A 25,942-nucleotide genomic window follows, 5' to 3' on the forward strand; every position below is an offset into this window, starting at 1 on the left:
GAGAGATTTCTTCTTTCACAGGTCAGTGGAAGAAATGAGAATCGGGCCTTTGCGCCTGAACGTTGCGGAGAAAAAGCATGGCGGGGAATGACCGCGAGCCAATTGGGCGTAAGGGAAAACCAACGCGTCCGGCCAAAGAAAAGGTGAGCCGTCGTCGCCTCAGAGATGAGGATTATGACGATGACTATGAAGACGATTATGAGGATGAAGAACCGATGCCGCGTAAAGGAAAAGGCAAAGGGCGTAAGCCTCGGGGTAAACGCGGCTGGTTCTGGCTGCTGCTGAAGCTGTTCATTGTTTTTGTTGTACTGATGGCGATCTACGGCGTTTATCTGGATCAGAAGATCCGCAGCCGTATCGACGGAAAAGTCTGGCAATTGCCTGCGGCAGTGTATGGCCGCATGGTAAACCTTGAGCCTGACATGTCGATCAGTAAGAACGAGATGGTGAAACTGCTGGAGGCCACCCAGTATCGTCAGGTGTCGAAAATGACGCGTCCTGGCGAATTTACCGTGCAGGCGAAAAGCATTGAGATGATCCGTCGTCCGTTCGATTTCCCGGACAGCAAAGAGGGGCAGGTGCGTGCGCGTCTGACCTTTGACGGCGATCGTCTGGAAACCATCGAGAACATGGATAACAACCGCCAGTTCGGTTTCTTCCGTCTCGATCCGCGTCTTATCACCATGCTCTCTTCGGCGAATGGTGAACAGCGTCTGTTCGTCGCCCGTAACGGTTTCCCGGACCTGCTGGTGGACACGCTGCTGGCAACCGAAGACCGTCACTTCTATGAGCACGATGGTATCAGCCTCTACTCCATTGGTCGTGCGGTGCTGGCCAACCTGACGGCGGGCCGTACGGTACAGGGGGCGAGTACGCTTACCCAGCAGCTGGTGAAGAACCTGTTCCTCTCCAGCGAGCGCTCTTACTGGCGTAAAGCCAACGAAGCGTACATGGCCGTGCTGATGGATGCGCGTTACAGCAAGGATCGTATCCTTGAGCTGTATATGAACGAGGTCTATCTCGGTCAGAGCGGTGATAACGAAATCCGCGGTTTCCCGCTGGCGAGCCTGTACTACTTTGGCCGTCCGGTGGAAGAGCTGAGCCTGGACCAGCAGGCCCTGCTGGTGGGCATGGTGAAAGGGGCGTCCATCTATAACCCGTGGCGTAACCCGAAACTGGCGCTGGAGCGTCGTAACCTCGTGTTGCGTCTGCTGCAACAACAGCAGGTGATTGACCAGGAGCTGTACGACATGCTGAGCGCACGTCCGCTTGGCGTGCAGCCGCGCGGCGGTGTGATTTCGCCTCAGCCTGCGTTTATGCAGCTGGTGCGTCAGGAGCTGCAGAGCAAGCTCGGTGATAAAGTGAAAGATCTCTCCGGCGTGAAGATCTTTACCACCTTTGACTCCGTGGCGCAGGATGCGGCAGAAAAAGCGGCCGTTGAGGGCATTCCGGCGCTGAAGAAACAGCGTAAGCTAAGCGACCTGGAAACCGCGATGGTGGTGGTTGACCGTAACACGGGTGAAGTCCGTGCGATGGTGGGCGGGGCTGAGCCGCAGTTTGCAGGTTACAACCGTGCTATGCAGGCGCGTCGTTCGATAGGTTCACTGGCGAAGCCAGCAACCTATCTCACTGCCCTGAGCCAGCCAAATCTGTATCGCCTGAATACCTGGATTGCCGACGCGCCGATCTCCCTGCGTCAGCCTAACGGCCAGGTCTGGTCACCGCAGAACGATGATAAACAGTTCAGCGGCCAGGTAATGCTGGTGGATGCGTTGACCCGCTCCATGAACGTGCCGACGGTAAACCTGGGGATGGCACTGGGTCTGCCTGCGATAGTTGATACCTGGCAGAAACTGGGCGTCGCCAAAGATCAGCTGCACCCTGTGCCAGCCATGATCCTGGGGGCGTTAAACCTGACGCCAATCGAAGTGGCACAGGCGTTCCAGACCATTGCCAGCGGTGGTAACCGTGCACCGCTGTCAGCCCTGCGCTCGGTGATTGCCGAAGATGGCTCCGTGCTGTATCAGAGCTTCCCGCAGGCGGAACGCGCCGTTCCGGCGCAGGCAGCCTACATGACGCTGTGGACGATGCAGCAGGTTGTGCAGCGTGGTACCGGCCGTCAGCTGGGGGCGAAGTATCCGGGCCTGCATCTGGCGGGCAAAACCGGGACGACCAACAACAACGTTGATACCTGGTTTGCCGGTATCGATGGTCGTGAAGTGGTGATCACCTGGGTGGGCCGCGACAACAACCAGCCAACCAAACTGTATGGTGCGAGCGGGGCGATGTCGATTTACCAGCGTTATCTGGCGAATCAGTCTCCGGTGCCGCTAAACCTGGTTGCACCGGAGGATATCGTGGATATGGGCGTGGACAGTTCCGGAAACTTTGTCTGTGGCGGCGGTATGCGTACCTTGCCTGTCTGGACAACGAACCCGGATTCCCTGTGCCAGCAGAGCCAGCCAGAGCAGCCGACGGGCAACCCGTTCGACCAGTCTTCTCAGCCTCAGCAGCCGCAGCAACAACAGCCGCAGCAGCAGAACGAGAAGAAAGACAGCGACGGTGTCGCGGGCTGGATTAGAGATATGTTCGGCGGTAACTAACCGTTCAAGGTCCCCCCGAAAGGGGGGATTTTTTTACCCGTTTTCCCCATTTTATTAACCCTCGTTTTAATTCTGATTAACCCTTCGTTTTCTCCTGGTTATTTCTTAAACCCTTAATTCTCGTAGGGCCGCTTCCTGCTTGCTATGCAGCCAACGTTTCGCCTATTATGCTGCGGTCATAATAATAATTCTCGTTTACGTTATCATTCACTTTTCTATCAGAGATACACCATGGCGCTTTCCAATACTGCTCAGCCAATTAACACGTCGCTGCGTAAAATCGCAGTTGTCGTAGCCACAGCGGTTGCCGGCATGTCTGCTTATACCCATGCTGCCGAAACCCCGAAAAAAGAAGAAACCATCACTGTCACTGCCGCTCCGGCTGCACAGGAAAGTGCCTGGGGGCCTGCACCAACGATTGCGGCAAAACGTACCGCAACGGCAACCAAGACCGATACACCTATAGAAAAGACGCCGCAGTCGATTTCCGTCGTCACGCGTGAAGAAATTGACATGAAGCAGCCGGGAACGGTGAAGCAAGCGCTGGCTTATACGCCGAGCGTTTTTGCCACCCGCGGCGCCTCAACGACATATGATGTGGTGTCGATTCGTGGTTTCACCACTTCCAGCACCGTGAATACCAACCAGTATCTCGATGGGATGAAGCTGCAGGGCGATAACTATTCTGAAGCGTCCATGGATCCGTACTTCCTTGAGCGCGTGGAGCTGCTGCGTGGCCCAACATCTGTACTGTACGGCAAAAGCCATCCGGGCGGTGTTGTGAGCATGGTCAGCAAGCGACCGACCACTGAGCCGCTGAAAGAAATTCAGTTCAAGATGGGCACCGATAACCTGTGGCAGACCGGGTTTGATTTCAGCGATGCAATTGATGATGACGGCGTGTGGTCATACCGCCTGACCGGTCTGGGCCGCAGTGAAAATGCGCAGCAGGAGATGGCCAAATCCACCCGCTATGCCATTGCACCGGCTTTCAGCTGGCGTCCTGACGATAAAACCGATTTCACTTTCCTGAGCAACTTCCAGAGCGATCCGGATGCGGGCTATTACGGCTGGCTGCCGCGGGAAGGTACCGTTGTGCCTTACTATGATGCCAACGGTAAAGCGCACAAGCTGCCGACCAATTTCAACGAAGGGGAAGAGGACAATAAGATCGCCCGTCGCCAGAAAATGGTGGGATACAGCTTCTCGCATGCGTTTGATGACACCTTTACCCTGCGTCAAAACCTGCGCTACACCAAAATCAACACGCTGTATCGTTCCGTCTACGGCAACGGCTATATTGCCCCGGCGCAAATCAGCCGCGCGTATGTACGTTCAGACGAAGATCTCAACTCGTTCACCGTGGATACTCAGCTTCAGTCAAAATTCGCGACCGGCGCTGTGGATCATACCCTCTTAACCGGGGTCGATTACCTTCGTATGCGTAATGACATCAACGCAGACTACGGTACTGCCGATCCGATCAGCATGACAAAGCCTGCGTACGGCAATCCGAACGTCGATGTTTACTACCTGTACAAAGTGCTTAATCGTCAGGAACAAACTGGTCTGTACGCTCAGGATCAGGCTGAGTGGGATAAGTGGGTACTGACAATGGGTGGTCGCTATGATTTTGCGAAAACCTCTGCGCTGACCCGTACTACCGGTACTACCGCGGAAATTAACGATCAGGCATTCACCTGGCGCGGCGGGATTAACTACCTGTTCGACAACGGTATCACGCCGTACTTCAGCTATAGCGAATCATTCGAACCGATTTCGGGTACCACTCAGGGCGGAAAACCGTTCGATCCGGCACGCGGCAAGCAGTATGAAGCCGGTGTGAAATACGTACCGAAAGATCTGCCTGTTGTGGTCACGGCAGCGGTGTATCAGCTGACCAAAAACAATAACCTGACGGCCGATCCGGCCAACCCGACCAGCGGCTTCAGCGTACAAGGGGGCGAAATTCGTTCCCGTGGTGTTGAGCTGGAAGCGAAAGCGGCCGTGTCTGCTAACGTGAACGTAACGGCTTCGTACAGCTTCACCGATGCGAAATACACTCACGATACCTGGTTTGAAGGCCGCCGCCCGGCGGAAGTGCCACGTAACATGGCCTCTCTGTGGGCGGATTACACCTTCCACGAGACGGCACTGAGCGGTCTGACGCTGGGGGCGGGTGCGCGCTATATCGGCAACACCGTTTCCTACTACTCCTCAACGTCTCCGAAAGCCTACGAATCGTTTAACGTCGCGGGTTACGCGCTGGCGGACGCGACGGTGAAATACGATCTGGCGCGTTTTGGGCTGCCAGGCTCTTCAGTTGGCGTTAACGTGAACAATATCTTTGACCGCGAGTACGTTTCCAGCTGCTATAGCGAATACGCATGCTACTGGGGAGCAGGACGTCAGGTTGTGGCTACCGCGACCTTCCGCTTCTAATCTCTCTTCGGGCACGGTTCGCCGTGCCCTTTTTATTTAAGTTGGCTGATATGCAGGATAATAAAACGCAATCCGATACCACCTTTACGCTCAATCAACTCTCCTTTCGTGTTCCCGGGCGCACCTTGCTGCATCCGCTCTCGTTGACGTTCCCCGCAGGTAAAGTTACCGGCCTGATTGGTCACAATGGTTCCGGTAAATCGACGTTACTTAAAATGCTGGGCCGTCATCAGCCGCCTTCTGAAGGGGATATTTTGCTGGACGAACAGCCTCTGGAGAGCTGGAGCAGTAAAGCCTTTGCGCGCAAAGTCGCCTATCTGCCGCAGCAATTGCCTCAGGCAGAAGGGATGACGGTGCGTGAGCTGGTGGCAATCGGGCGTTATCCGTGGCATGGCGCACTCGGGCGCTTCGGTGTCGCCGACAGAGAGAAAGTGGAAGAGGCGATTGCGCTGGTGGGATTAAAGCCGCTGGCGCACCGTCTGGTCGACAGCCTTTCCGGGGGCGAACGTCAGCGCGCGTGGATTGCGATGCTGGTCGCGCAGGACAGCCGCTGCCTGCTGCTCGACGAACCCACTTCCGCACTGGATATTGCTCACCAGGTTGATGTTCTCGCGCTGGTGCACCGCCTGAGCCAGCAGCGTGGCCTGACGGTTATTGCAGTGCTGCACGATATCAACATGGCGGCGCGCTACTGTGATTATCTTGTCGCCCTTCGCGGCGGGGAGATGATTGCCGAGGGTTCGCCGTCTGAACTGATGCGGAGCGAAACGCTGGAACACATCTACGGTATTCCTATGGGGATCCTGCCTCATCCTGGCGGGGCTGCTCCGGTGAGCTTTGTTTACTGATGCTGAATTCTACCTTGTTGAGCCGCCGTCGCCTGCTGACGGCCATGGCAATTTCACCGCTGCTGTTAAAGATGAACCTCGCGCGGGCTGCTGCCGTCGATCCGCACCGTATTGTGGCGCTGGAGTGGCTGCCTGTTGAACTGATGATGGCGCTGGGCGTCACGCCGTATGGCGTGGCCGATATTCCCAACTACCGGCTGTGGGTGAACGAGCCGGCGCTACCCGATTCGGTCATTGATATTGGTCTGCGAACAGAGCCTAATCTTGAGCTGCTGACGCAGATGAAGCCGTCATTTCTGTTCTGGTCCGCGGGTTATGGCCCGTCAGAAGAGACAATGGCGCGTATTGCCCCTGGGCGGGGGTTCTCCTTCAGTGACGGTAAAAAACCGCTGACGATGGCGAAAAACTCCATCAACGAGATGGCGCATTTCCTCAACCGTGAGGCGGAAGCCAAACAACATTTCGCTGAGTTTGATGCTCTGATTGACGCCCTGAAGCCGCGTTTTGCCCATCGCGGAGACCGCCCGCTGCTGATGGTGACGCTGCTGGATGCGCGCCATATGCTGGTCTTCGGCAAAAACTGTCTGTTCCAGGAAGTGCTCGATAGCTTTGGCATTCCTAATGCCTGGGAAGGGGAGATGACCTTCTGGGGCAGCACCGCCGTCGGTATCGACCGTCTGGCGGCGTTCCGCGATGTGGACGTATTGTGCTTCGATCACGGCAACGAGCGTGAAATGCAGGCGCTGATGGCGACACCGTTGTGGCAGGCGATGCCGTTCGTGCGTGAGCAACGCTTTACGCGTGCACCGGCGGTCTGGTTCTACGGCGCGACGCTGTCGGCCATGCACTTCGCCCGGGTGCTGGATAACGCGCTGGGAGGAAAAGCATGAGTACGCGTATTGCCCGTTTCCCGGCGCTGTTGCTGGCTCTGATTTTCCTGACCGCGCTGGCTTTGACCTGGTTTAACCTCTCGACCGCCTTACCGCGCGGGCAGTGGAGCGCGGCCCTGGCTACGCCGGATATCGATAATATTCAGCAAATGCTGTTCCACCACAGCCTGCTGCCGCGTCTGGCGATTTCGCTGCTGGTCGGGGCCGGGTTAGGGCTGGTGGGCGTCCTGTTCCAGCAGGTTTTGCGTAACCCGCTGGCCGAGCCTACAACGCTTGGCGTCGCGACCGGCGCCCAGCTTGGGATCACGGTGACCACGCTGTGGGCACTGCCTGGCGCGTTAACCTCGCAGTTTGCCGCGCTTGCAGGCGCGTGCGTGGTAGGCGCGCTGGTCTTCGGCGTGGCGTGGGGGAAACGCCTCTCGCCAGTGACGCTGATCCTCGCAGGGCTGGTGGTGAGCCTCTACTGTGGGGCAATCAACCAGCTGCTGGTGCTGTTTCATCACGATCAGCTGCAAAGCATGTTCCTGTGGAGTACCGGCACGCTGACCCAGACCGACTGGAGTATTGTGCAGCGCCTGTGGCCGCAGCTTGTTGGCGGCGCCATGTTGACGCTGCTGTTGTTACGTCCGCTGACGCTGATGGGGCTGGATGACGGTGTAGCCCGCAATCTGGGGCTGGCGCTCTCCCTGGCGCGTCTGGCGGCGCTGACGCTGGCGATTGTCCTCAGCGCATTGCTGGTTAATGCGGTTGGGATTATCGGCTTTATCGGACTGTTTGCCCCGCTGCTGGCAAAAATGCTCGGTGCGCGTCGCCTGCTGGCGCGACTGCTGCTGGCCCCGCTAATTGGAGCGCTGATCCTCTGGCTTTCCGATCAAATCATTCTCTGGCTGGCGCGCGTCTGGATGGAAGTCTCTACCGGGTCGGTAACGGCACTGGTTGGCGCGCCGCTGTTGCTGTGGCTGTTGCCACGTCTGCGCAGCATGAGCGCTCCCGCGATGGACGCGGGGGATAAAGTTTATGCCGAGCGTCAGTCGGTGCTGTGGTTCAGCCTCGCCGGGCTGGCGGTGCTGATCATCGTCTCGTTTGTGGCGCTTGCTTTCGGGCGCGATGCGACGGGTTGGCACTGGGCAACGGGCGATTTGCTCCATGAACTGCTGCAGTGGCGCTGGCCGCGGATCCTCTCGGCGTTGATTGCCGGGGTGATGCTGGCGGTCGCGGGCTGTATTATCCAGCGCCTGACCGGCAACCCGATGGCCAGCCCGGAAGTGCTGGGTATCAGTTCGGGAGCCGCGTTTGGCGTGGTGCTGATGCTGTTCCTTGTGCCGGGAAATGCCTTTGGCTGGCTGATGCCTGCCGGAAGCATCGGGGCGGCGGTGACGCTGATGATCATTCTGATTGCGTCAGGCCGCGGCGGGTTTTCGCCTCACCGGATGCTGCTGGCCGGGATGGCGCTCAGCACCGCCTTTACCATGCTGCTGATGATGCTGCAGGCGAGCGGCGATCCGCGTATGGCGAAGATCCTGACCTGGATCTCCGGCTCAACGTACAACGCCACCGGTAGTCAGGTGGTGCATTCCGGGATCGTGATGATCGTGCTGCTGGCGATTGTGCCCCTGTGCCGCCGCTGGATGACGATCCTGCCGCTGGGGGGCGAAACCGCACGTGCGGTCGGCATGGCGTTAACGCCAACGCGCGTCGCGCTGTTACTGCTGGCGGCGTGCCTGACGGCCACGGCCACCATGACCATTGGTCCACTGAGTTTTGTTGGGTTGATGGCGCCGCATATCGCCAGAATGATGGGATTCCGTCGGACGATGCCGCATATCGTGATGTCTGCCCTGACGGGCGGGGTGATGCTGGTGGTGGCGGACTGGTGCGGAAGAATGGTGCTGTTCCCGTATCAGATCCCGGCGGGTTTGCTGTCGACCTTTATCGGCGCGCCGTATTTTATTTATCTGTTGAGAAAGCAGAGTCGGTAATAAAAGTAAACGTCAATCCTAAGATTGACGTTTTAGGGTTTGCTCCCTCTCCCACGGGGAGAGGGCCGGGGTGAGGGCATCACGCCGCACGTGCTTACAACTTCGCAAACACCTTACGCGCCGCGTCGATGGTGTTATTGATATCCTCTTCGCTGTGCGCCACGGACATAAAGCCAGCTTCAAAAGCAGACGGCGCCAGGTAGACGCCTTCTTCCAGCATCAGGTGGAAGAAACGCTTGAAGCGTTCAACGTCGCACTTCACCACATCCTGATAGCTTGTCACGGCTTGGGCTTCCGTGAAGAAGATCCCGAACATCCCGCCCACGTGGTTTACCACCAGCGGAATACCCGCCTCTTCTGCCGCTTCCAGCAGACCGTTTGCCAGCTGCGTCGTGCGCTCAGTCAGGGTTTCGTGAATGCCCGGCTGGGAGACTTCTGTCAGGCAGGCGAAGCCCGCCGCCATAGCAATCGGGTTACCGGAGAGCGTACCCGCCTGGTAAACCGGCCCTGTTGGTGCCAGGGCTTCCATCACATCCTTGCGCCCCCCGAATGCGCCCACCGGCATACCGCCGCCGATGATTTTGCCGAGACAGGTCAGATCCGGCTCTACGCCGTAATAAGACTGGGCACCCGCGAGCGCGACGCGGAAACCGGTCATCACTTCGTCGATAATCAGCAGCGCGCCAAATTCATCGCACAGGGCGCGCAGGCCCGGCAGGAAATCGGGCTGCGGTGGAATGCAGTTCATGTTGCCCGCAACCGGCTCAACGATGATGCAGGCGATCTCCTGTGGATACTGCTCGAATGCCGCACGAACGGTGTTCAGATCGTTATAGGTGCAGGTCAGGGTGTGTTTCGCGAAATCAGCCGGTACGCCCGGGGAGTTTGGCTGGCCAAGGGTCAGTGCGCCGGAACCCGCTTTCACCAGCAGGCAGTCCGCATGGCCGTGGTAGCAGCCTTCAAATTTGATGATTTTGTCACGACCGGTAAAGCCGCGCGCCAGACGAATAGCGCTCATGGTGGCTTCGGTACCGGAGTTCACCATACGCACCATGTCCATGGTTGGCACCAGCTCGGTCACCAGCTCCGCCATTTTGACTTCCATCTCGGTAGGCGCGCCGAAGCTCAGGCCGCGCTGGGCCGCTTCAATCACCGCATTGCGGATGGCAGGGTGGTTATGACCCAGCACCATCGGGCCCCAGGAGCCGACGTAATCGATATAGGCCTTGCCGTCGACATCAAACAGGTACGCGCCATCAGCACGTTCAATAAACAGCGGCGTTCCGCCTACGCCGGTAAAGGCGCGAACAGGCGAGTTCACGCCGCCCGGGATAAGCTCGCGGGCTGCACTGTAGAGGTTTTCAGACTTGCTCATGGCGTCGTTCCTGGTTCGTATAAAATGATTAAGCACACTATTCTAAGTGATCCGCGGAAGGTAATGAAATTTTTGCCCCCTTTCATTGCTAAACAATTTTTAAGTATTTTTCACGGGACGACCTGACGCACTCTGGTAAAATCCCTGCGGCGATTTGTATGACGAAAAGACATGGTAATGAAAGCAGACTCTCCCTCTTTTGAAGAACAACAGTTCCGACGTGCGCAACACCGGATCAGTATCCGGCGCTTGCTCAACCGCGATAAGACACCGCTGGCAATTTTACTGGCCGCCGCTGTAGTCGGTACGCTCGCCGGGCTGGCGGGCGTCGCCTTTGAAAAGGCAGTCAATGCGGTGCTGAACTGGCGTATTGGTACGGTGGCCGGTTTCGCCGACAAAGGATGGCTGGTCTGGGTCTGGGCGTTCGGGTTGTCCGCGCTATTTGCCATGGTGGGCTACTTTCTGGTGCGTAAATTTGCGCCGGAAGCGGGCGGTTCCGGGATCCCTGAAATTGAAGGCGCGCTGGAAGAGCTGCGCCCGGTGCGCTGGTGGCGCGTCATCCCGGTGAAGTTTATCGGCGGCATGGGAACGCTTGGTGCGGGTATGGTGCTGGGCCGAGAGGGGCCAACCGTGCAGTTGGGCGGGAACGTCGGGCGTATGGTGGGAGATCTGTTCCGGATGCGCAGCGCGGAAGCGCGCCATACGCTGCTGGCGACAGGTGCCGCAGCGGGGCTTTCGGCGGCGTTTAACGCGCCGCTGGCGGGGATCCTGTTTATCATCGAAGAGATGCGCGCCCAGTTCCGTTACAACCTTATCTCGATCAAAGCGGTCTTTACCGGTGTGATCATGTCGAGCATTGTGTTTCGCATTTTCAATGGCGAAAGCCCGGTGATCGAAGTGGGCAAACTGACCAATGCGCCGGTCAACACGCTGTGGCTGTACCTGATCCTCGGCATGATATTCGGCATTGTCGGCCCGCTGTTTAACACCTTTATTCTGCGTATGCAGGATATGTTCCAGCGCATCCACGGCGGGAATACCACGAAGTGGGTGTTGATGGGCGGTCTGCTGGGCGGCCTGTGCGGCGTGCTGGGGTTCATTGAACCGAACGCGGCGGGGGGCGGGTTCGGGCTGATCCCGATTGCAGCTGCGGGCAACTTCAGCGTGGGTCTGCTTCTGTTTATGTTTATTTCTCGCGTCATCACGACGGTGCTCTGTTTTTCCTCCGGTGCGCCTGGCGGTATCTTTGCTCCGATGCTGGCGCTGGGGACGCTGCTTGGTACTGCCTTTGGCATGGCCGCTGAGGTCGGTTTTCCGGCATACCATCTGGATGCGGGTACCTTTGCCGTTGCCGGGATGGGAGCGCTGCTGGCGGCCTCCCTGCGCGCGCCGCTCACCGGCATCGTGCTGGTGCTGGAGATGACGGATAATTACCAGCTCATTTTGCCAATGATCATTACCTGTCTCGGCGCGACACTATTAGCCCAATTCCTGGGTGGAAAACCGCTATACTCCACCATTCTTGCACGCACCCTGGCGAAGCAGGAGGCAGAACGGGCCGCAATGCAGAATACTTGAATGAATTACCAGGGTATTAGATAATGACAAAAAGAATTGGGTGAATTTTACCCAATTGCAGTAGCAGTATTCATGGGAGCATAAGATGAGTGATGACGTAGCGTTGCCGCTGGAGTTTACCGAAGCAGCAGCCAACAAAGTGAAAACCCTGATTGCCGACGAAGACAATCCGGATCTGAAACTGCGTGTCTATATTACCGGTGGCGGCTGCAGCGGCTTCCAGTATGGTTTTACCTTTGACGACCAGGTTAACGACGGCGATATGACTATCGAGAAACAGGGCGTCGCGCTGGTGGTTGACCCGATGAGCCTGCAATATCTGGTGGGCGGTTCGGTAGATTACACAGAAGGTCTGGAAGGTTCACGCTTTGTGGTGACGAACCCAAATGCCACCAGCACCTGCGGGTGTGGGTCTTCGTTCAGTATTTAAGCGGGGGCGGGCTGATGCCCTCACACCGGCCCTCTCCCACCGGGAGAGGGAGAAAAGATTAAAAACGGTAACCTTGCGGTTACCGTTTTGCGTTTATCTTCCATTCTCATCCAGCGCGAACGTCGGCAATTTAAGGTGCCAGCGTATCGCCGCCAGACGTATCGCCAGCGTCACCACCATTCCCAGCATGGCTGAATTTTCCAGCGGTATCGCAAAGGTATAGTACGCCGTGGCGTGTACAATCCCGCCAATAATGCAGGCCGTAGCATAGATTTCGGTACGCAGGATCATCGGCACTTCTCGTGCCAGAATATCGCGAATAATTCCGCCGCCTACGCCAGTCAGCACGCCCATGCAGATGGCAACCATGGGCCCTGTACCCGCATTAAAGGCTTTATTCACCCCAATGCCGACAAACACAGCCAGCCCGACGGCATCCAGCACCGGGAGGATCCATTTTGGTAAGCGGCGGGGCTGGCGAACCAGCACGATGGTTAACAGGCAGGTGACCATCGCCACTACCAGATCGGTGGGATCTTTCACCCAAAATACCGGGCCATTATCCAGCGCCATATCGCGGATCGTTCCACCGCCTACGGCGGTCACCACGCCAAGCACCAGCACACCAAACGGATCCATGCGCAGCTTTCCGGCGAGCAGGACGCCGGAGATAGCAAAAACGGCTGTGCCAAGAATATCCAGCCAATAAACGAGCATCGTTAAATCCTCGAAGGGGGTCTTATGTTAATGACTCTCGGCCAGTGCGGCACAGAGTTGTTTTGCGGCGAGGATAATACGCGGGCTGGCGCGTTCAAACCAGTCGCTGGTGAGAGGGATCACCGGAATTTTTAGCTGGCTTTGCCAGAATTGTTCAATTTTAGGAATCTCGCTCGCATTTCCGACCACAACGATCGCCTGTGGTCGGCGAGCCAGTACCTGTTCCCGACTGACCTGAGGCCACGGTATCCGGCTGGCCGCAAAGATATTTTCTCCGCCGCACACTTCCAGGACCTGATTCTGAATGGAGCCTTTCCCGGTGGTGAACAGCGGCTGGCTGCCAAACTGCAGAAAGATGCGCTTTTTAACGGGGGTATCGTATTTTGCTTTAAGTGCCGCATAGTCGCTAAGCAGTTGTTTTGCCGCATCCTCGGCTTTAGCCGGGGTTGGGCTGTAGGGCGCCAGAGCGCGTAACGCCTGAGCGACCTGCTCAATGCTCACGGCATCCACCCACATGACCTTGATCCCAAGCGACGTCAGTTGATTAACCTGCCGCTCTGCATTGCCGCCACGCCAGGCGAGCACGAGATCGGGCTTAAGCGCCACGATGCGCTCAAGATTCATCCCTTGCCAGGTTGCGACCTGTTCAATTTGTGCGGCCTGCGGTGGGTAATTGGAAAAGCTGCTTACACCAACGGGGGTGATGCCGGCGGCAAACGCCAGTTCGGTGTTAGCGGGGGAGAGGGTAATCACACGCGGCGCGGCGCAGAGCCAGGCCGGTGCTAGCAGAAGCAGGGCGACCAGCGCCCTGATGGCATGTTTAGCCACGAGCCAGTTTCTGCACAAGGCTCTCCACCATCACGGTGGACTGTTTTGCCGCGACAACCAGGAATTCGTCGAAGCTGATATGAGACTGCTGATCGGCCACGTCAGAGATGGCGCGGACCACCACGAACGGGACGTTGAAATTATGGCAAACGTGGGCAATCGCGGTCGCTTCCATCTCAACGGCGATAGCCTGCGGGAAGTTGTGACGGATTTTTGCCAGGCCGACGGAGCCATTGATGAAGGCATCACCGCTCACAATCAGGCCGCGTACGGCGTTGAGGTTCAGTTCAGCAATGCACTCTTCTGCCGCCGCAACCAGCTTATCGTCGGCCTTAAAGCCGGCCGGGCAACCTGGAAGCTGACCGTATTCGTAGCCGAATGCGGTAACGTCTGCATCGTGGTAACGCGCTTCATCGGAGACGACGATATCACCCACTTTCAGGGTCGGTGCCAGACCGCCTGCAGAGCCGGTGTTAACGATCACGTCTGGCTTACAGCGCTCAAGCAACAGCGTTGCGCCCAGCGCAGCAGCAACCTTACCGATGCCTGATTTCAGCAGAGCCACGTCAACACCGTTCAGTTGACCGGTATAGATCTCACAACCCCCCAGAGAGAGAGTCTGACGGTTCTCAATTTTGTCACGCAGCAGCGTAACTTCTTCTTCCATTGCACCAATAATGCCGATTTTCATAGATTTACTCGCGATGTGCCTTGTTAAGATGCATAGTCTATCATGCGCTTAAGGGGAAACGCATTCTCACGCGGGGGAGCACATGTCACAGATCGATTTTCGCACCAAAATTAACTGGCACCGACGTTTCCGTTCGCCGCAGGGTGAAAAGAGCGAACATGAGATCCTGCGTATCTTCGAAAGCGATCGCGGGCGGATCATTAACTCGCCTGCCATTCGTCGTCTGCAGCAAAAGACCCAGGTGTTTCCGCTTGAGCGTAACGCTGCCGTGCGCACACGCCTTACCCACTCAATGGAAGTTCAGCAGGTGGGGCGCTATATTGCCAAAGAGATTTTAAGCCGTCTCAAAGAGCAGCGCTTGCTGGAAACCTACGGTCTGGATGAGTTGACCGGGCCCTTTGAAAGTATTGTTGAGATGGCCTGCCTGATGCACGACATCGGCAATCCCCCGTTTGGTCACTTTGGCGAGGCGGCGATCAACGACTGGTTCAGGCAGCGACTCTTCCCGTCGGATGCCGTCAGCCAGCCGCTCAGTGATGACCGCTGCGTGGTGCGGGATTTACGTCTGCGTGAAGGCGAAGACGGGCTAAACGATCTGCGTCGTAAAGTGCGTCAGGATCTCTGTCATTTTGAAGGCAATGCGCAGGGGATCAGGCTGGTGCACTCCCTGATGCGCATGAATCTGACCTGGGCACAGGTGGGATGCATCCTCAAATATACCCGTCCCGCCTGGTGGATGGGCGAAACGCCCGCTTCGCACAGCTATCTGATGAAAAAGCCGGGCTATTATCTCTCCGAAGAGGCCTATATTGAGCGGTTACGTAAAGAACTTTCATTGACTGCAAATGGCCGCTTCCCGTTGACGTGGATTATGGAAGCCGCCGATGACATCTCCTATTGCGTTGCTGACCTGGAAGACGCGGTTGAAAAAAGAATATTTAGCGTCGAGGAGCTTTATCAGCATCTTTATGATGCATGGGGGAAACATGAAAAAGGTTCGCTGTTTGCCCAGGTGGTCGAAAATGCCTGGGAAAAATCGCGTGCAAATACATTAAGCCGGAGCACCGAAGATCAGTTCTTTATGTATTTGCGGGTCAATACATTAAATAAACTGGTGCCTTACGCCGCCTCGCGCTTTATTGATAATTTGCCGATGATTTTTAGCGGCGAGTTCAATCATGCCTTGCTGGAGGATGACAGTAGCTTCAGCCAGTTGCTTGAGTTATATAAACATGTCGCGATGCGTCATGTATTCAGCCACCCGGATGTTGAACAGTTAGAGCTGCAGGGATACCGGGTAATCAGCGGCTTACTGGAAATATATCGCCCTCTGCTGCAATTGTCGGTCGATGAATTCAGCGATCTGGTGGAACAAGAGCGCGTGCGACGAATACCGATTGAGTCCCGGCTTTATCAGAAACTTTCTACCCGTCATCGTCTGGCTTACCTTGAAGCCATCGGCAAACTGGATCGCCACTCACCGCAGTGGTCGGTGCTCGAATATTATTATCGCTGTCGTCTCATCCAGGACTATATCAGCGGAATGACCGATTTGTATGCCTGGGATGAGTACCGCAAGCTGATGGCGGTGGAATAATCCCGGAGTTTTGTAAAGACGACCAATAAATTTTTACTTTTTCCATAAACTTATCGCCGGAACTAAGCGGTATAAAACGAATCTGAGTTACACAGCAATTTTGCGTTATCTGTAAATCGAGATTGAGAAACATGAAAAAAACCACATTAGCAATGAGTGCACTGGCTCTGAGTTTAGGTTTAGCGCTGTCTCCTCTGACTGCTACTGCAGCCGAGACCGCGTCGTCGGCAGCAACCGCGCAGCAGATGCCAAGCCTGGCACCGATGCTCGAAAAAGTGATGCCATCGGTGGTGAGTATTAACGTTGAGGGCAGCACGACCGTCAATACGCCGCGTATGCCGCGTAACTTCCAGCAGTTCTTCGGCGATAACTCGCCGTTCTGCCAGGACGGTTCGCCATTCCAGAGTTCTCCGTTCTGTCAGGGCGGTGGCGCAGGGGATGACGGCCAGGGCGGCGGCCAGCAGCAGAAATTCATGGCGCTTGGCTCGGGGGTTATTATTGATGCCGCGAAAGGGTATGTCGTTACCAACAACCACGTGGTGGATAACGCCAACAGCATTAAGGTTCAGCTGAGCGACGGGCGTAAATTTGACGCCAAAGTGGTGGGCAAGGACCCACGCTCTGATATCGCACTGATCCAGATTCAGGATCCTAAAAACCTGACGGCGATTAAAATTGCCGACTCCGACGCGCTGCGTGTCGGTGACTACACCGTGGCCATCGGTAACCCGTTCGGTCTGGGCGAAACCGTGACCTCGGGGATTGTTTCAGCGCTGGGCCGTAGCGGTCTGAACGCGGAGAACTATGAAAACTTCATCCAGACGGATGCGGCGATCAACCGCGGTAACTCCGGCGGTGCGCTGGTGAACCTGAACGGTGAGCTGATTGGTATTAACACTGCCATCCTGGCACCGGACGGCGGCAACATCGGTATCGGTTTTGCTATCCCAAGTAATATGGTGAAAAACCTGACCGCGCAGATGGTGCAGTACGGCCAGGTGAAACGCGGTGAGCTGGGTATCATGGGTACCGAGCTGAACTCTGAGCTGGCGAAAGCGATGAAAGTTGACGCCCAGCGCGGCGCGTTCGTGAGCCAGGTTATGCCTAACTCCTCCGCAGCAAAAGCGGGGATTAAAGCCGGGGATGTGATCACCTCCCTGAACGGTAAACCGATCAGCAGCTTTGCCGCCCTGCGTGCCGAAGTGGGCTCAATGCCGATTGGCAGCAAAGTCACCCTTGGCCTGCTGCGTGACGGTAAGGCGGTTAACGTGAGTCTGGAGCTGCAGCAGAGCAGCCAGAATCAGGTTGATTCCAGCACCATCTTCAGCGGTATTGAAGGGGCGGAGATGAGCAACAAAGGTGCAGATAAAGGCGTGGTGGTGAATAACGTGAAAGCGAATTCCCCGGCAGCCCGTATCGGCCTGAAAAAAGGTGATGTGATCATGGGTGCTAACCAGCAGCCAGTGAAAAACATCGCTGAACTGCGTAAAATTCTCGACAGCAAACCATCCGTGCTGGCGCTGAATATTCAGCGTGGTGATACCTCTATCTACCTCCTGATGCAATAATCCTCGTAAGCCCCTGCGTGATGTAAGCAGGGGCTTTTTTGTTTCTGTGACCCTTCCCACAAGTCCATACTTCACTGCCTGATTTTGTGCATTCGCACAATGCGACCGTAACCGAACTCCCCTATGCTTGAGCTCTGCTCACAGGAGGGTTACATGGCTGGCTGGCATCTTGATACCAAAATGGCGCAGGATATCGTGGCGCGCACCATGCGCATCATCGATACCAATATCAACGTAATGGATGCCCGCGGGCGCATTATTGGCAGCGGCGATCGCGAGCGTATTGGGGAATTGCACGAAGGTGCACTGCTGGTGCTTTCCCAGGGGCGGGTCGTGGATATCGATGATGCCGTGGCGAAACACCTGCACGGCGTCCGTCAGGGCATCAATTTACCGCTGCGCCTTGAAGGGGAAATTGTTGGCGTAATAGGCCTGACCGGTGAACCCGAATCACTGCGTAAATATGGCGAGCTGGTCTGCATGACGGCGGAGATGATGCTGGAGCAGTCGCGCCTGATGCACCTGCTGGCCCAGGACAGCCGTCTGCGCGAAGAGCTGGTGATGAATCTGATTCAGGCAGAGGAGCATACGCCTGCGCTGAGCGAGTGGGCGCAGCGTCTGGGTATTGACCTGAACCAACCGCGCGTCGTGGCGGTGATTGAGGTGGATAGCGGCCAGTTGGGGGTCGATAGCGCGATGGCTGAATTGCAGCAGCTACAAAACGCGCTGGCAACGCCGGAGCGCGACAACCTGGTGGCGATTGTATCCCTGACGGAAATGGTGGTACTCAAGCCGGCGCTTAATGCGTTTGGTCGCTGGGATGCGGAAGATCACCGTCGTCGTGTGGAGCAGTTAATTTCCCGTATGAAAGAGAATGGCCAGCTGCGTTTTCGCGTCGCCCTGGGGAATTACTTTACCGGGCCTGGCAGTATCGCCCGCTCATGGCGTACGGCGCGTACCACGATGATGGTGGGTAAACAGCGAATGCCGGAAAGCCGCAGCTATTTTTATCAGGATCTGATGCTGCCGGTACTGCTCGACAGCCTGCGCGGTGGCTGGCAGGCCAATGAGCTGGCGCGTCCGCTCGCGCGTCTGAAAGCGATGGACAACAATGGCCTGCTGCGCCGGACGCTACAGGCGTGGTTCCGGCATAACGTGCAGCCGCTGGCGACGTCGAAAGCGCTGTTCATTCACCGCAACACGCTGGAGTATCGGCTCAACCGGATTTCGGAGCTGACAGGGCTGGATCTGGGAAGTTTTGACGACAGGCTGCTGCTGTATGTGGCGTTGCAGCTGGATGAACAGCGATGATGCTGTTTGCCGGGTGGCGGCTTCGCCTTACCCGGCCTACATGATGGTTTTCTCCCTCTCCCTGTGGGAGAGGGCCGGGGTGAGGGCATCAGGCCGCACCCAACTTATTTGTTACGCGTTAATTTCTCAAGATCCGCTTCAATCTCGCTGATCTTATTAGTCACAACGCTTTCAAGGTGACGCAGATCGTCAAGGATCTTACGCTTGAGATCGACTTCGGTACGGTCGCGCTGGCAGATCTGATCGAGTTCATCGATCACATAGCGCAGGTTGGGGCTGATTTCCTGAACCTCTTTGTATCCCTGTCCTACACCGTCTGCGACGACGGTCTTACGCTGGCGTGGATATTTAAACTTCACGCTCTTGGCGAAAAACTCTCCTTTGTCCTTGTGAAAATAGATTTTTAAAATGTCGTTGTTGGCTTCCTGGCGAAGGCTGTAACGATCAATTTCATCAGGATTGGTAATGCCCAGACTTTTCAGATTATCGTACATAGAGGTACCCTTGATCTCAACATAACCTTTGAATAATTAACGAAAAAATCTATTTTCGCCACCCTCAGATATGAAAAAAGCGGGGTTGCCCCCGCTTTTTGTTATATCCGATTAATCGATGGTGCGCAGCAATTCGTTGATGCCCACTTTACCGCGGGTTTTCGCGTCCACTTTCTTCACGATAACCGCACAGTACAGGCTGTACTTACCATCTTTAGACGGCAGGTTGCCGGAAACAACCACGGAGCCCGCCGGAACGCGGCCGTAATGGATTTCGCCGGTTTCACGGTCGTAAATACGGGTGCTCTGACCGATGTAAACGCCCATAGAGATTACTGAACCTTCTTCAACGATCACGCCTTCTACCACTTCAGAGCGCGCGCCGATGAAGCAGTTGTCTTCGATGATGGTTGGGTTAGCCTGCAGGGGTTCCAGTACGCCACCAATGCCGACGCCGCCGGACAGGTGAACGTTTTTACCGATCTGCGCGCAGGAGCCCACGGTAGCCCAGGTGTCCACCATGGTGCCTTCGTCTACATAGGCACCGATGTTTACGTAGGACGGCATCAGTACGGTGTTACGGGCGATGAACGCGCCCTGACGCACCGCAGCAGGTGGCACTACGCGGAAGCCTTCTTTCTGGAAACGCGCTTCGTCGTAATCAGCGAATTTCATTGGCACTTTATCGAAGTAGCGGCTTTCAGCTCCGTCGATAACCTGGTTATCGTTGATACGGAAAGAGAGCAGCACGGCTTTCTTCAGCCATTGATGAGTGACCCACTGACCGTCGATTTTTTCTGCTACACGCAGCGCGCCGGAATCCAGCAGAGAAATCACCTGATTAACCGCTTCGCGGGTAACGGTATCCACATTTGCCGGGGTAATCTCGGCGCGACGCTCAAAAGCGGACTCAATAACGTTCTGTAACTGCTGCATTGTTTACTCTTTCCATTTCACTAAAAAACACGTCACCCTTTATCGTTTGGATTGAGGGCTGCTGTCAACCGTTGTTGCACTTCAAGTTGCAGGTCATTATTAAGGGCACGCCGGTCCGCTGTTGCGATTATAAATAAATCTTCTACTCGCTCGCCAATGGTTGTAATTCGGGCTCCGTGGAGCGAAATTCCCAGATCGGCAAAGACCTGGCCGACGCGGGCGAGCAGTCCTGGCTGATCCAGGGCAATCAGCTCCAGGAACGATTTACGATCGGTGTGGGTCGGCAGGAAATTGACCTCGGTATCGACGGTAAAGTGGCGCAATTTTGCCGGCTGACGACGCGGCTGTGGTGGCTGCCAGCTGCGCTGGGTGATGGCCTGTTCCAGACCAAAACGTATCCCTTCATGACGATCCGACGACAGCGGGCTGCCGTCCGGCTCCAGCACAATAAAGGTGTCCATCGCCATGCCGTCGCGGGTGGTAAAAATCTGCGCGTCGTGCACGCTCAGGTTTCGTCTGTCCAGTTCAGCGCATACCGCAGCAAACAGATAAGGACGGTCCGGGCTCCAGATAAAGATCTCGGTACCACCGCGCGTCGCCTGCGGGCTGAGCAGGATCATCGGCTGCGACAAATCATGCTGCAGCAGATGCCGCGCATGCCAGGCCAGCTGGTTTGGGCTGTGGCGGACAAAGTAGTTGGCGCGACAGCGGGCCCAAATCTGATGCAATGCCTCTTCATCAATGTTGTCCATCCGCAGCAGGGCCAGAGCCTGCAGCTGATGATGGCGAACACGCTCTCGCATGTCCGGGGTATTTTGCATGCCGCGGCGCAGCTGTTTTTCGGTCGCAAAGTACAGTTCACGCAGCAGGCTCTGCTTCCAGCTGTTCCACAGCGTTTCGTTGGTGGCGCAGATATCGGCCACCGTCAGGCAGACCAGATAGCGCAGACGGTTTTCTGTTTGTACCTCTTCTGCAAACTGCTTGATCACTTCAGGGTCCTGAATGTCACGACGCTGTGCGGTGACCGACATCAGCAGGTGATGGCGCACCAGCCAGGCCACCAGCTGTGTTTCACGTGAGTTCAGACCGTGCAGTTCGGCAAATTTCAGGACGTCCTGCGCGCCGAGCACCGAGTGGTCACCGCCGCGGCCTTTGGCGATATCGTGGAACAGGGCGGCAATCAGGATCAGCTCCGGATGGGTCAGCCGTGGCCACAGCTCAACGCACAGCGGGTGGCGGGAGCGCGTCTCTTCTTTCGCAAAACTCTCCAGCTTGAGCATGACACGGATCGTGTGTTCATCCACCGTATAGGCATGGAACAGATCGAACTGCATCTGCCCGACAATGTGCGACCATTGCGGCATATAGGCCCACAGTACGCTGTGACGGTGCATTGGCAGCAGTCCGCGACTGACGGCGCCCGGATGGCGGAGCATGCTCAGGAACAGCGAACGCGCTTCCGGGATATAGCACAGCGGCTGCGTCAGATGGCGTCGCGCATGGCGCAAATGGCGCAGGGTGGTGGAGTAGATCCCGGTGATCGTGCTGTTGCGGACCATGGTGTAGAACATCCGCAGGATCGCTTCCGGCTCCCGCATAAACAGCGTTTCGTCACGCAGATCGATAAGCGTACCGCGTAGCTGAAACTCGTCATCAATGGGGCGCGGTTTTTCGTCGGCCGTCAGCGCCAGAATAGCTTCGTCGAACAGCTGCAATAGCATCTGGTTGAGTTCGGTAACGCGTCGGGTCACGCGGAAGAAATCCTTCATCATGTGCTCAACCGGTTCGTTACCCTCGCCGCTGTAGTGAAGGCGCTGGGCCACGCTGAGCTGGCGGTCGAACAACAGACGGTTATCGTAGCGATTAAGTTCAAGATGGAGGGCAAAACGAATGCGCCACAGTAGATGCAGACACTCGTTGAGCTCGTTTCGCTCGGCCTCGGTTAAAAAGCCAAAACCCACCATTTCATCCAGCGAGGTGGCGCCAAAGTGGCGACGGGCTACCCACTGTAATGTGTGGATATCGCGCAGGCCGCCGGGGCTGCTTTTGATATCCGGTTCAAGGTTATAGCTTGTCCCGTGATAGCGCTGGTGGCGTTGATTTTGTTCCTCGACCTTAGCGGCGAAGAACTTTTCTGATGGCCAGAAGCCGTCGCTGAAAATGTGTTTTTGCAGTTCCAGGAACAGCGCGACGTCGCCGATCAGCAGGCGGGTTTCAATCAGGTTGGTGGCAACGGTCAGATCCGATAGCCCCTCCAGCAGGCACTCTTCCAGGGTGCGTACGCTGTGGCCGACTTCCAGTTTCACATCCCAGAGCAGCGTCAGCAATTCGCCAATCTTCTGCGCCTGTTCGTCCGGCAGCTTTTTGCGGCTTAGGATCAGCAGGTCAATATCGGAAAGCGGATGCAGCTCACCGCGGCCATAGCCCCCGACGGCAACCAGCGCCACGTCGCTGACCTGCCCGAACCCGTACTCAATCCACAGGCGTTGCAGAAGCTGGTCAATAAATTCGGTGCGCGCTTCAATGAGCTGTTCGGCGGAAATGCCCGCGTCAAACGCGCTTCCCAGCCAGCGCTGGAAGACATCCATATGGGCTTTGATGCCGGCACAGCTCAGCTCGTGCTGCGGCCAGACGCCCGGGTTATCGGGCTGGTCGGGGAGGGTGGGGAGTGCTGTGTTAGCATACTGTTCGGGTAATAGATTACTCATCGTGCGCCACCCATAAGAAAAAGCTATCGCCATTAAAAAAGCCGGCATTTGCCGGCTTTTTTATCATTCATCGTGCGTCAGTATTGCCGGGATGGTGTCATCCTTGCGCAACGTCATAATTTCGCAGCCGTTGTCTGTTACCACAATAGTATGCTCGTACTGTGCAGACAAGCTTCTGTCTTTGGTTTTCACCGTCCAGCCATCTTTCATGGTACGGATACGGTAGTCACCCGCGTTGACCATCGGCTCGATGGTGAAGGTCATCCCTTTTTGCAGCACCACGCCGCCGTCATCCGCATCGTAGTGCAGAACCTGCGGCTCTTCGTGGAAGACGCGGCCAATGCCGTGACCACAATATTCGCGAACTACGGAGAAACCTTCCGCTTCGACAAACTTCTGGATAGCGGCACCAATGGTGCGCAGGCGAATGCCCGGTTTCACCATCTTCAGCGCCAGGTAGAGGCTCTCCTGCGTCACTTTACACAGGCGCTCACCCAGGATGGTTGGCTTGCCCACGATAAACATCTTCGAGGTGTCACCGTGGTAATCATCTTTAATGACGGTGACGTCGATGTTGACGATGTCGCCATCTTTCAGCAGTTTTTCGTCATCCGGAATACCGTGGCACACCACTTCATTTATAGAAATGCAGACGGATTTCGGGAAACCGTGGTAGCCGAGGCAGGCGGAGACCGCGTGCTGCTCGTTAACGATATAGTCGTTACAGATGCGGTCCAGTTCGCCGGTGCTGACGCCCGGTTTCACGAACGGCTCGATCATTTCCAGCACTTCCGCGGCCAGACGACCGGCGACGCGCATCTTTTCAATTTCTTCAGGGGTCTTAATAGAGATAGCCATGTAATCTGTCCATCGGTGTCGATTTTTTCGACAATACTAGTCTAAGTACCGTCAATGGTATCAGTCAGGCGCACCCCGTGCCAAACTGAGAATCATTAACAGCACACTACGCCAACAATTATTGGTTTCTGGTCGTGATTTGTGGTATAAAGCGCGCCGGACTTCCGATCCATCTCAGATACACAGGCTGGACGGGAGCGATATATCTCACTTTGTGTAACAACACACACGTATCGGCACATATTCCGGGGTGCCCTTCGGGGTCGGTAATATGGGATACGTGGAGGCATAACCCCAACTTTCAATATAGAGGTTTTAAACATGGCAACTGTTTCCATGCGCGACATGCTCAAGGCTGGTGTTCACTTCGGTCACCAGACCCGTTACTGGAACCCGAAAATGAAGCCTTTCATCTTCGGCGCGCGTAACAAAGTTCACATCATCAACCTTGAGAAAACTGTACCAATGTTCAACGAAGCCCTGGCTGAGCTGAACAAGATCGCTTCCCGTAAAGGTAAGATTCTGTTCGTTGGTACTAAGCGCGCTGCAAGCGAAGCTGTGAAAGATGCTGCTAACAGCTGCGACCAGTTCTTCGTGAACCATCGCTGGTTGGGCGGCATGCTGACCAACTGGAAAACTGTTCGTCAGTCCATCAAGCGCCTGAAAGATCTGGAAACCCAGTCTCAGGACGGTACTTTCGACAAGCTGACTAAGAAAGAAGCGCTGATGCGCACTCGTGAGCTGGACAAGCTGGAAAACAGCCTGGGCGGTATCAAAGATATGGGCGGCCTGCCAGACGCGCTGTTCGTAATCGATGCAGACCACGAGCACATCGCAATCAAAGAAGCTAACAACCTGGGTATCCCGGTATTCGCTATCGTTGATACCAACTCCGATCCGGACGGTGTTGACTTCGTTATCCCGGGTAACGACGACGCAATCCGTGCTGTTAGCCTGTACCTGAGCGCTGTAGCTGCTACCGTTCGTGAAGGCCGTTCCCAGGATCTGGCTTCTCAGGCGGAAGAAAGCTTCGTAGAAGCTGAATAATAAGGTTTCACCCCTTATTAGTACCGTGTATGAATAGGGGCCCATTATCGGCCCCTTTTTTCAATTTATACTGTTTGGCCGCAGGCCGGGCAGTTCACATCTCCCGAGGATTTAAGAATGGCTGAAATTACCGCATCCCTGGTAAAAGAGCTGCGCGAGCGTACTGGCGCAGGCATGATGGATTGCAAAAAAGCGCTGACTGAAGCGAACGGCGACATCGAGCTGGCAATCGAAAACATGCGTAAATCCGGTGCGATCAAAGCAGCTAAAAAAGCAGGCAACGTTGCTGCTGACGGCGTGATCATCACTAAAATCGATGGCAACTACGGCATCATTCTGGAAGTTAACTGCCAGACTGACTTCGTTGCTAAAGATGGTGGTTTCCAGGCATTTGCAAACAAAGTTCTGGACGCAGCTGTTGCTGGCAAAATCACTGACGTTGAAGTTCTGAAAGCACAGTTCGAAGAAGAACGTGTTGCGCTGGTTGCTAAAATCGGTGAGAACATCAACATCCGTCGCGTAGCGTCCCTGGAAGGCGACGTTCTGGGTTCTTACCAGCACGGTGCGCGTATCGGTGTTCTGGTTGCGGCTAAAGGCGCTGACGAAGAGCTGGTTAAACAGCTGGCAATGCACATCGCTGCAAGCAAACCAGAATTCGTTAAGCCAGAAGACGTGTCTGCTGAAGTGGTAGAGAAAGAGTACCAGGTTCAGCTGGACATCGCGATGCAGTCTGGTAAGCCAAAAGAAATCGCAGAGAAAATGGTTGAAGGCCGCATGAAGAAATTCACCGGCGAAGTTTCTCTGACTGGCCAGCCTTTCGTTATGGATCCAAGCAAATCCGTTGCTCAGCTGCTGAAAGAGCACAACGCTGACGTAACTGGCTTCATCCGCTTCGAAGTGGGCGAAGGCATCGAGAAAGTTGAGACTGACTTCGCAGCAGAAGTTGCTGCAATGTCCAAGCAGTCTTAATGATGAAAAAGGAGCCGCCTGAGGGCGGCTTCTTTTTGTCACCCGTCAGACGAAAATCAGACAGGATCCCGTA

General features: G+C 55.9%; 20 protein-coding genes. 12 read left to right on the plus strand and 8 right to left on the minus strand.

Features of this window, described 5'->3' with window-relative positions; genetic code table 11:
• Positions 1–77 precede the first annotated feature (77 nt).
• From mrcB to fhuB, 5 genes are all read left to right on the plus strand, one after another.
• Positions 78–2,603, plus strand: coding sequence for a bifunctional glycosyl transferase/transpeptidase (mrcB, locus tag AC2FAK_RS02235; RefSeq protein ID WP_013095636.1), 2,526 nt, complete (start codon positions 78–80; stop codon positions 2,601–2,603).
• 231 nt (positions 2,604–2,834) lie between these two features.
• Positions 2,835–5,045, plus strand: a complete 2,211-nt coding sequence (gene fhuA, locus AC2FAK_RS02240; RefSeq protein WP_038981238.1) for a ferrichrome porin FhuA — start codon at positions 2,835–2,837, stop codon at positions 5,043–5,045.
• 50 nt (positions 5,046–5,095) lie between these two features.
• On the plus strand, positions 5,096–5,893 hold the full coding sequence (gene fhuC, locus AC2FAK_RS02245) for a Fe3+-hydroxamate ABC transporter ATP-binding protein FhuC (protein WP_023620747.1): 798 nt from the start codon (positions 5,096–5,098) through the stop codon (positions 5,891–5,893).
• Positions 5,893–6,783, plus strand: coding sequence for a Fe(3+)-hydroxamate ABC transporter substrate-binding protein FhuD (gene fhuD / locus AC2FAK_RS02250; RefSeq protein WP_095453624.1), 891 nt, complete (start codon positions 5,893–5,895; stop codon positions 6,781–6,783). Before fhuC ends, fhuD begins: the two co-directional genes overlap by 1 nt.
• Positions 6,780–8,762 carry a Fe(3+)-hydroxamate ABC transporter permease FhuB gene (gene fhuB, locus AC2FAK_RS02255; RefSeq protein ID WP_095455337.1) on the plus strand — a complete coding sequence of 661 codons (1,983 nt, stop codon included), beginning with the start codon at positions 6,780–6,782 and terminating at the stop codon, positions 8,760–8,762. The genes fhuD and fhuB overlap by 4 nt, the downstream gene beginning before the upstream one ends.
• A 94-nt stretch (positions 8,763–8,856) precedes the next feature.
• Here the strand turns inward: fhuB and hemL are convergent, their stop codons facing one another.
• A complete protein-coding gene (hemL, locus tag AC2FAK_RS02260) occupies positions 8,857–10,137 on the minus strand; it encodes a glutamate-1-semialdehyde 2,1-aminomutase (RefSeq protein WP_061772297.1) in 1,281 nt (426 codons plus the stop codon).
• A gap of 177 nt (positions 10,138–10,314) precedes the next feature.
• Here hemL and clcA point away from each other — a divergent pair, with 177 nt between their 5' ends.
• Entirely contained in the window at positions 10,315–11,715 is a 1,401-nt protein-coding gene (clcA, locus tag AC2FAK_RS02265) for a H(+)/Cl(-) exchange transporter ClcA (RefSeq protein WP_038418710.1), read from the plus strand.
• A gap of 85 nt (positions 11,716–11,800) precedes the next feature.
• On the plus strand, positions 11,801–12,145 hold the full coding sequence (erpA, locus tag AC2FAK_RS02270; RefSeq protein WP_013095643.1) for an iron-sulfur cluster insertion protein ErpA: 345 nt from the start codon (positions 11,801–11,803) through the stop codon (positions 12,143–12,145).
• A 93-nt stretch (positions 12,146–12,238) separates the two neighbouring features.
• Here erpA and AC2FAK_RS02275 read toward each other — a convergent pair whose 3' ends face one another.
• The 3 genes from AC2FAK_RS02275 to mtnN are packed head-to-tail and all read right to left on the minus strand — an operon-like array spanning position 12,239 to position 14,381.
• Complete coding sequence (locus AC2FAK_RS02275; RefSeq protein WP_013095644.1) at positions 12,239–12,862, minus strand: TRIC cation channel family protein; 624 nt, start codon at positions 12,860–12,862, stop codon at positions 12,239–12,241.
• A gap of 27 nt (positions 12,863–12,889) precedes the next feature.
• Positions 12,890–13,690, minus strand: a complete 801-nt coding sequence (gene btuF, locus AC2FAK_RS02280; RefSeq protein WP_047023380.1) for a vitamin B12 ABC transporter substrate-binding protein BtuF — start codon at positions 13,688–13,690, stop codon at positions 12,890–12,892.
• A complete protein-coding gene (mtnN, locus tag AC2FAK_RS02285) occupies positions 13,683–14,381 on the minus strand; it encodes a 5'-methylthioadenosine/S-adenosylhomocysteine nucleosidase (RefSeq protein WP_013095646.1) in 699 nt (232 codons plus the stop codon). The genes btuF and mtnN overlap by 8 nt, the downstream gene beginning before the upstream one ends.
• An 82-nt stretch (positions 14,382–14,463) precedes the next feature.
• Between mtnN and dgt the strand changes: the two genes are divergently transcribed.
• From dgt to cdaR, 3 genes are all read left to right on the plus strand, one after another.
• Complete coding sequence (gene dgt / locus AC2FAK_RS02290) at positions 14,464–15,978, plus strand: dGTPase (RefSeq protein WP_095455336.1); 1,515 nt, start codon at positions 14,464–14,466, stop codon at positions 15,976–15,978.
• Positions 15,979–16,109: 131 nt separating this feature from the next.
• Positions 16,110–17,546, plus strand: coding sequence for a serine endoprotease DegP (gene degP, locus AC2FAK_RS02295; RefSeq protein ID WP_013095648.1), 1,437 nt, complete (start codon positions 16,110–16,112; stop codon positions 17,544–17,546).
• A 153-nt stretch (positions 17,547–17,699) separates the two neighbouring features.
• Positions 17,700–18,857 carry a DNA-binding transcriptional regulator CdaR gene (gene cdaR / locus AC2FAK_RS02300; RefSeq protein ID WP_013095649.1) on the plus strand — a complete coding sequence of 386 codons (1,158 nt, stop codon included), beginning with the start codon at positions 17,700–17,702 and terminating at the stop codon, positions 18,855–18,857.
• Positions 18,858–18,961: 104 nt separating this feature from the next.
• Here the strand turns inward: cdaR and AC2FAK_RS02305 are convergent, their stop codons facing one another.
• From AC2FAK_RS02305 to map, 4 genes are all read right to left on the minus strand, one after another.
• Positions 18,962–19,351: a DUF3461 family protein gene (locus AC2FAK_RS02305; RefSeq protein WP_008501916.1), complete on the minus strand. Its 390-nt coding sequence runs from the start codon at positions 19,349–19,351 to the stop codon at positions 18,962–18,964.
• A gap of 111 nt (positions 19,352–19,462) precedes the next feature.
• A complete protein-coding gene (dapD, locus tag AC2FAK_RS02310; RefSeq protein WP_013095650.1) occupies positions 19,463–20,287 on the minus strand; it encodes a 2,3,4,5-tetrahydropyridine-2,6-dicarboxylate N-succinyltransferase in 825 nt (274 codons plus the stop codon).
• 32 nt (positions 20,288–20,319) lie between these two features.
• The gene (gene glnD / locus AC2FAK_RS02315) at positions 20,320–22,995 is read right to left on the minus strand and encodes a bifunctional uridylyltransferase/uridylyl-removing protein GlnD (RefSeq protein ID WP_013095651.1); all 2,676 of its coding nucleotides are present in this window, start codon (positions 22,993–22,995) and stop codon (positions 20,320–20,322) included.
• Between the two features lie 63 nt (positions 22,996–23,058).
• Complete coding sequence (gene map / locus AC2FAK_RS02320) at positions 23,059–23,853, minus strand: type I methionyl aminopeptidase (protein WP_013095652.1); 795 nt, start codon at positions 23,851–23,853, stop codon at positions 23,059–23,061.
• 321 nt (positions 23,854–24,174) lie between these two features.
• On the opposite strand from map, the gene rpsB reads away from it, so the two are divergent.
• Both rpsB and tsf read left to right on the plus strand, forming a co-directional pair.
• Positions 24,175–24,900: a 30S ribosomal protein S2 gene (rpsB, locus tag AC2FAK_RS02325; protein WP_013095653.1), complete on the plus strand. Its 726-nt coding sequence runs from the start codon at positions 24,175–24,177 to the stop codon at positions 24,898–24,900.
• 117 nt (positions 24,901–25,017) lie between these two features.
• On the plus strand, positions 25,018–25,869 hold the full coding sequence (gene tsf / locus AC2FAK_RS02330) for a translation elongation factor Ts (RefSeq protein WP_008501911.1): 852 nt from the start codon (positions 25,018–25,020) through the stop codon (positions 25,867–25,869).
• Positions 25,870–25,942: the final 73 nt, after the last annotated feature.

It is taken from the genome of Enterobacter cloacae complex sp. 394F7, from assembly GCF_057320385.1.

What these genes read in the sequence shown, in the direction of transcription:
- mtnN (WP_013095646.1), bottom strand. Translation starts at nt 14,381, where the DNA reads ATGAAAATCGGCATTATTGGTGCAATGGAAGAAGAAGTTACGCTGCTG.
- hemL (WP_061772297.1), bottom strand. Translation starts at nt 10,137, where the DNA reads ATGAGCAAGTCTGAAAACCTCTACAGTGCAGCCCGCGAGCTTATCCCG.
- clcA (WP_038418710.1), top strand. Translation starts at nt 10,315, where the DNA reads ATGAAAGCAGACTCTCCCTCTTTTGAAGAACAACAGTTCCGACGTGCG.
- mrcB (WP_013095636.1), top strand. Translation starts at nt 78, where the DNA reads ATGGCGGGGAATGACCGCGAGCCAATTGGGCGTAAGGGAAAACCAACG.
- fhuB (WP_095455337.1), top strand. Translation starts at nt 6,780, where the DNA reads ATGAGTACGCGTATTGCCCGTTTCCCGGCGCTGTTGCTGGCTCTGATT.
- AC2FAK_RS02305 (WP_008501916.1), bottom strand. Translation starts at nt 19,351, where the DNA reads ATGTACGATAATCTGAAAAGTCTGGGCATTACCAATCCTGATGAAATT.
- cdaR (WP_013095649.1), top strand. Translation starts at nt 17,700, where the DNA reads ATGGCTGGCTGGCATCTTGATACCAAAATGGCGCAGGATATCGTGGCG.
- degP (WP_013095648.1), top strand. Translation starts at nt 16,110, where the DNA reads ATGAAAAAAACCACATTAGCAATGAGTGCACTGGCTCTGAGTTTAGGT.
- fhuD (WP_095453624.1), top strand. Translation starts at nt 5,893, where the DNA reads ATGCTGAATTCTACCTTGTTGAGCCGCCGTCGCCTGCTGACGGCCATG.
- glnD (WP_013095651.1), bottom strand. Translation starts at nt 22,995, where the DNA reads ATGAGTAATCTATTACCCGAACAGTATGCTAACACAGCACTCCCCACC.
- fhuC (WP_023620747.1), top strand. Translation starts at nt 5,096, where the DNA reads ATGCAGGATAATAAAACGCAATCCGATACCACCTTTACGCTCAATCAA.
- rpsB (WP_013095653.1), top strand. Translation starts at nt 24,175, where the DNA reads ATGGCAACTGTTTCCATGCGCGACATGCTCAAGGCTGGTGTTCACTTC.
- fhuA (WP_038981238.1), top strand. Translation starts at nt 2,835, where the DNA reads ATGGCGCTTTCCAATACTGCTCAGCCAATTAACACGTCGCTGCGTAAA.
- dgt (WP_095455336.1), top strand. Translation starts at nt 14,464, where the DNA reads ATGTCACAGATCGATTTTCGCACCAAAATTAACTGGCACCGACGTTTC.
- dapD (WP_013095650.1), bottom strand. Translation starts at nt 20,287, where the DNA reads ATGCAGCAGTTACAGAACGTTATTGAGTCCGCTTTTGAGCGTCGCGCC.
- tsf (WP_008501911.1), top strand. Translation starts at nt 25,018, where the DNA reads ATGGCTGAAATTACCGCATCCCTGGTAAAAGAGCTGCGCGAGCGTACT.
- map (WP_013095652.1), bottom strand. Translation starts at nt 23,853, where the DNA reads ATGGCTATCTCTATTAAGACCCCTGAAGAAATTGAAAAGATGCGCGTC.
- AC2FAK_RS02275 (WP_013095644.1), bottom strand. Translation starts at nt 12,862, where the DNA reads ATGCTCGTTTATTGGCTGGATATTCTTGGCACAGCCGTTTTTGCTATC.
- erpA (WP_013095643.1), top strand. Translation starts at nt 11,801, where the DNA reads ATGAGTGATGACGTAGCGTTGCCGCTGGAGTTTACCGAAGCAGCAGCC.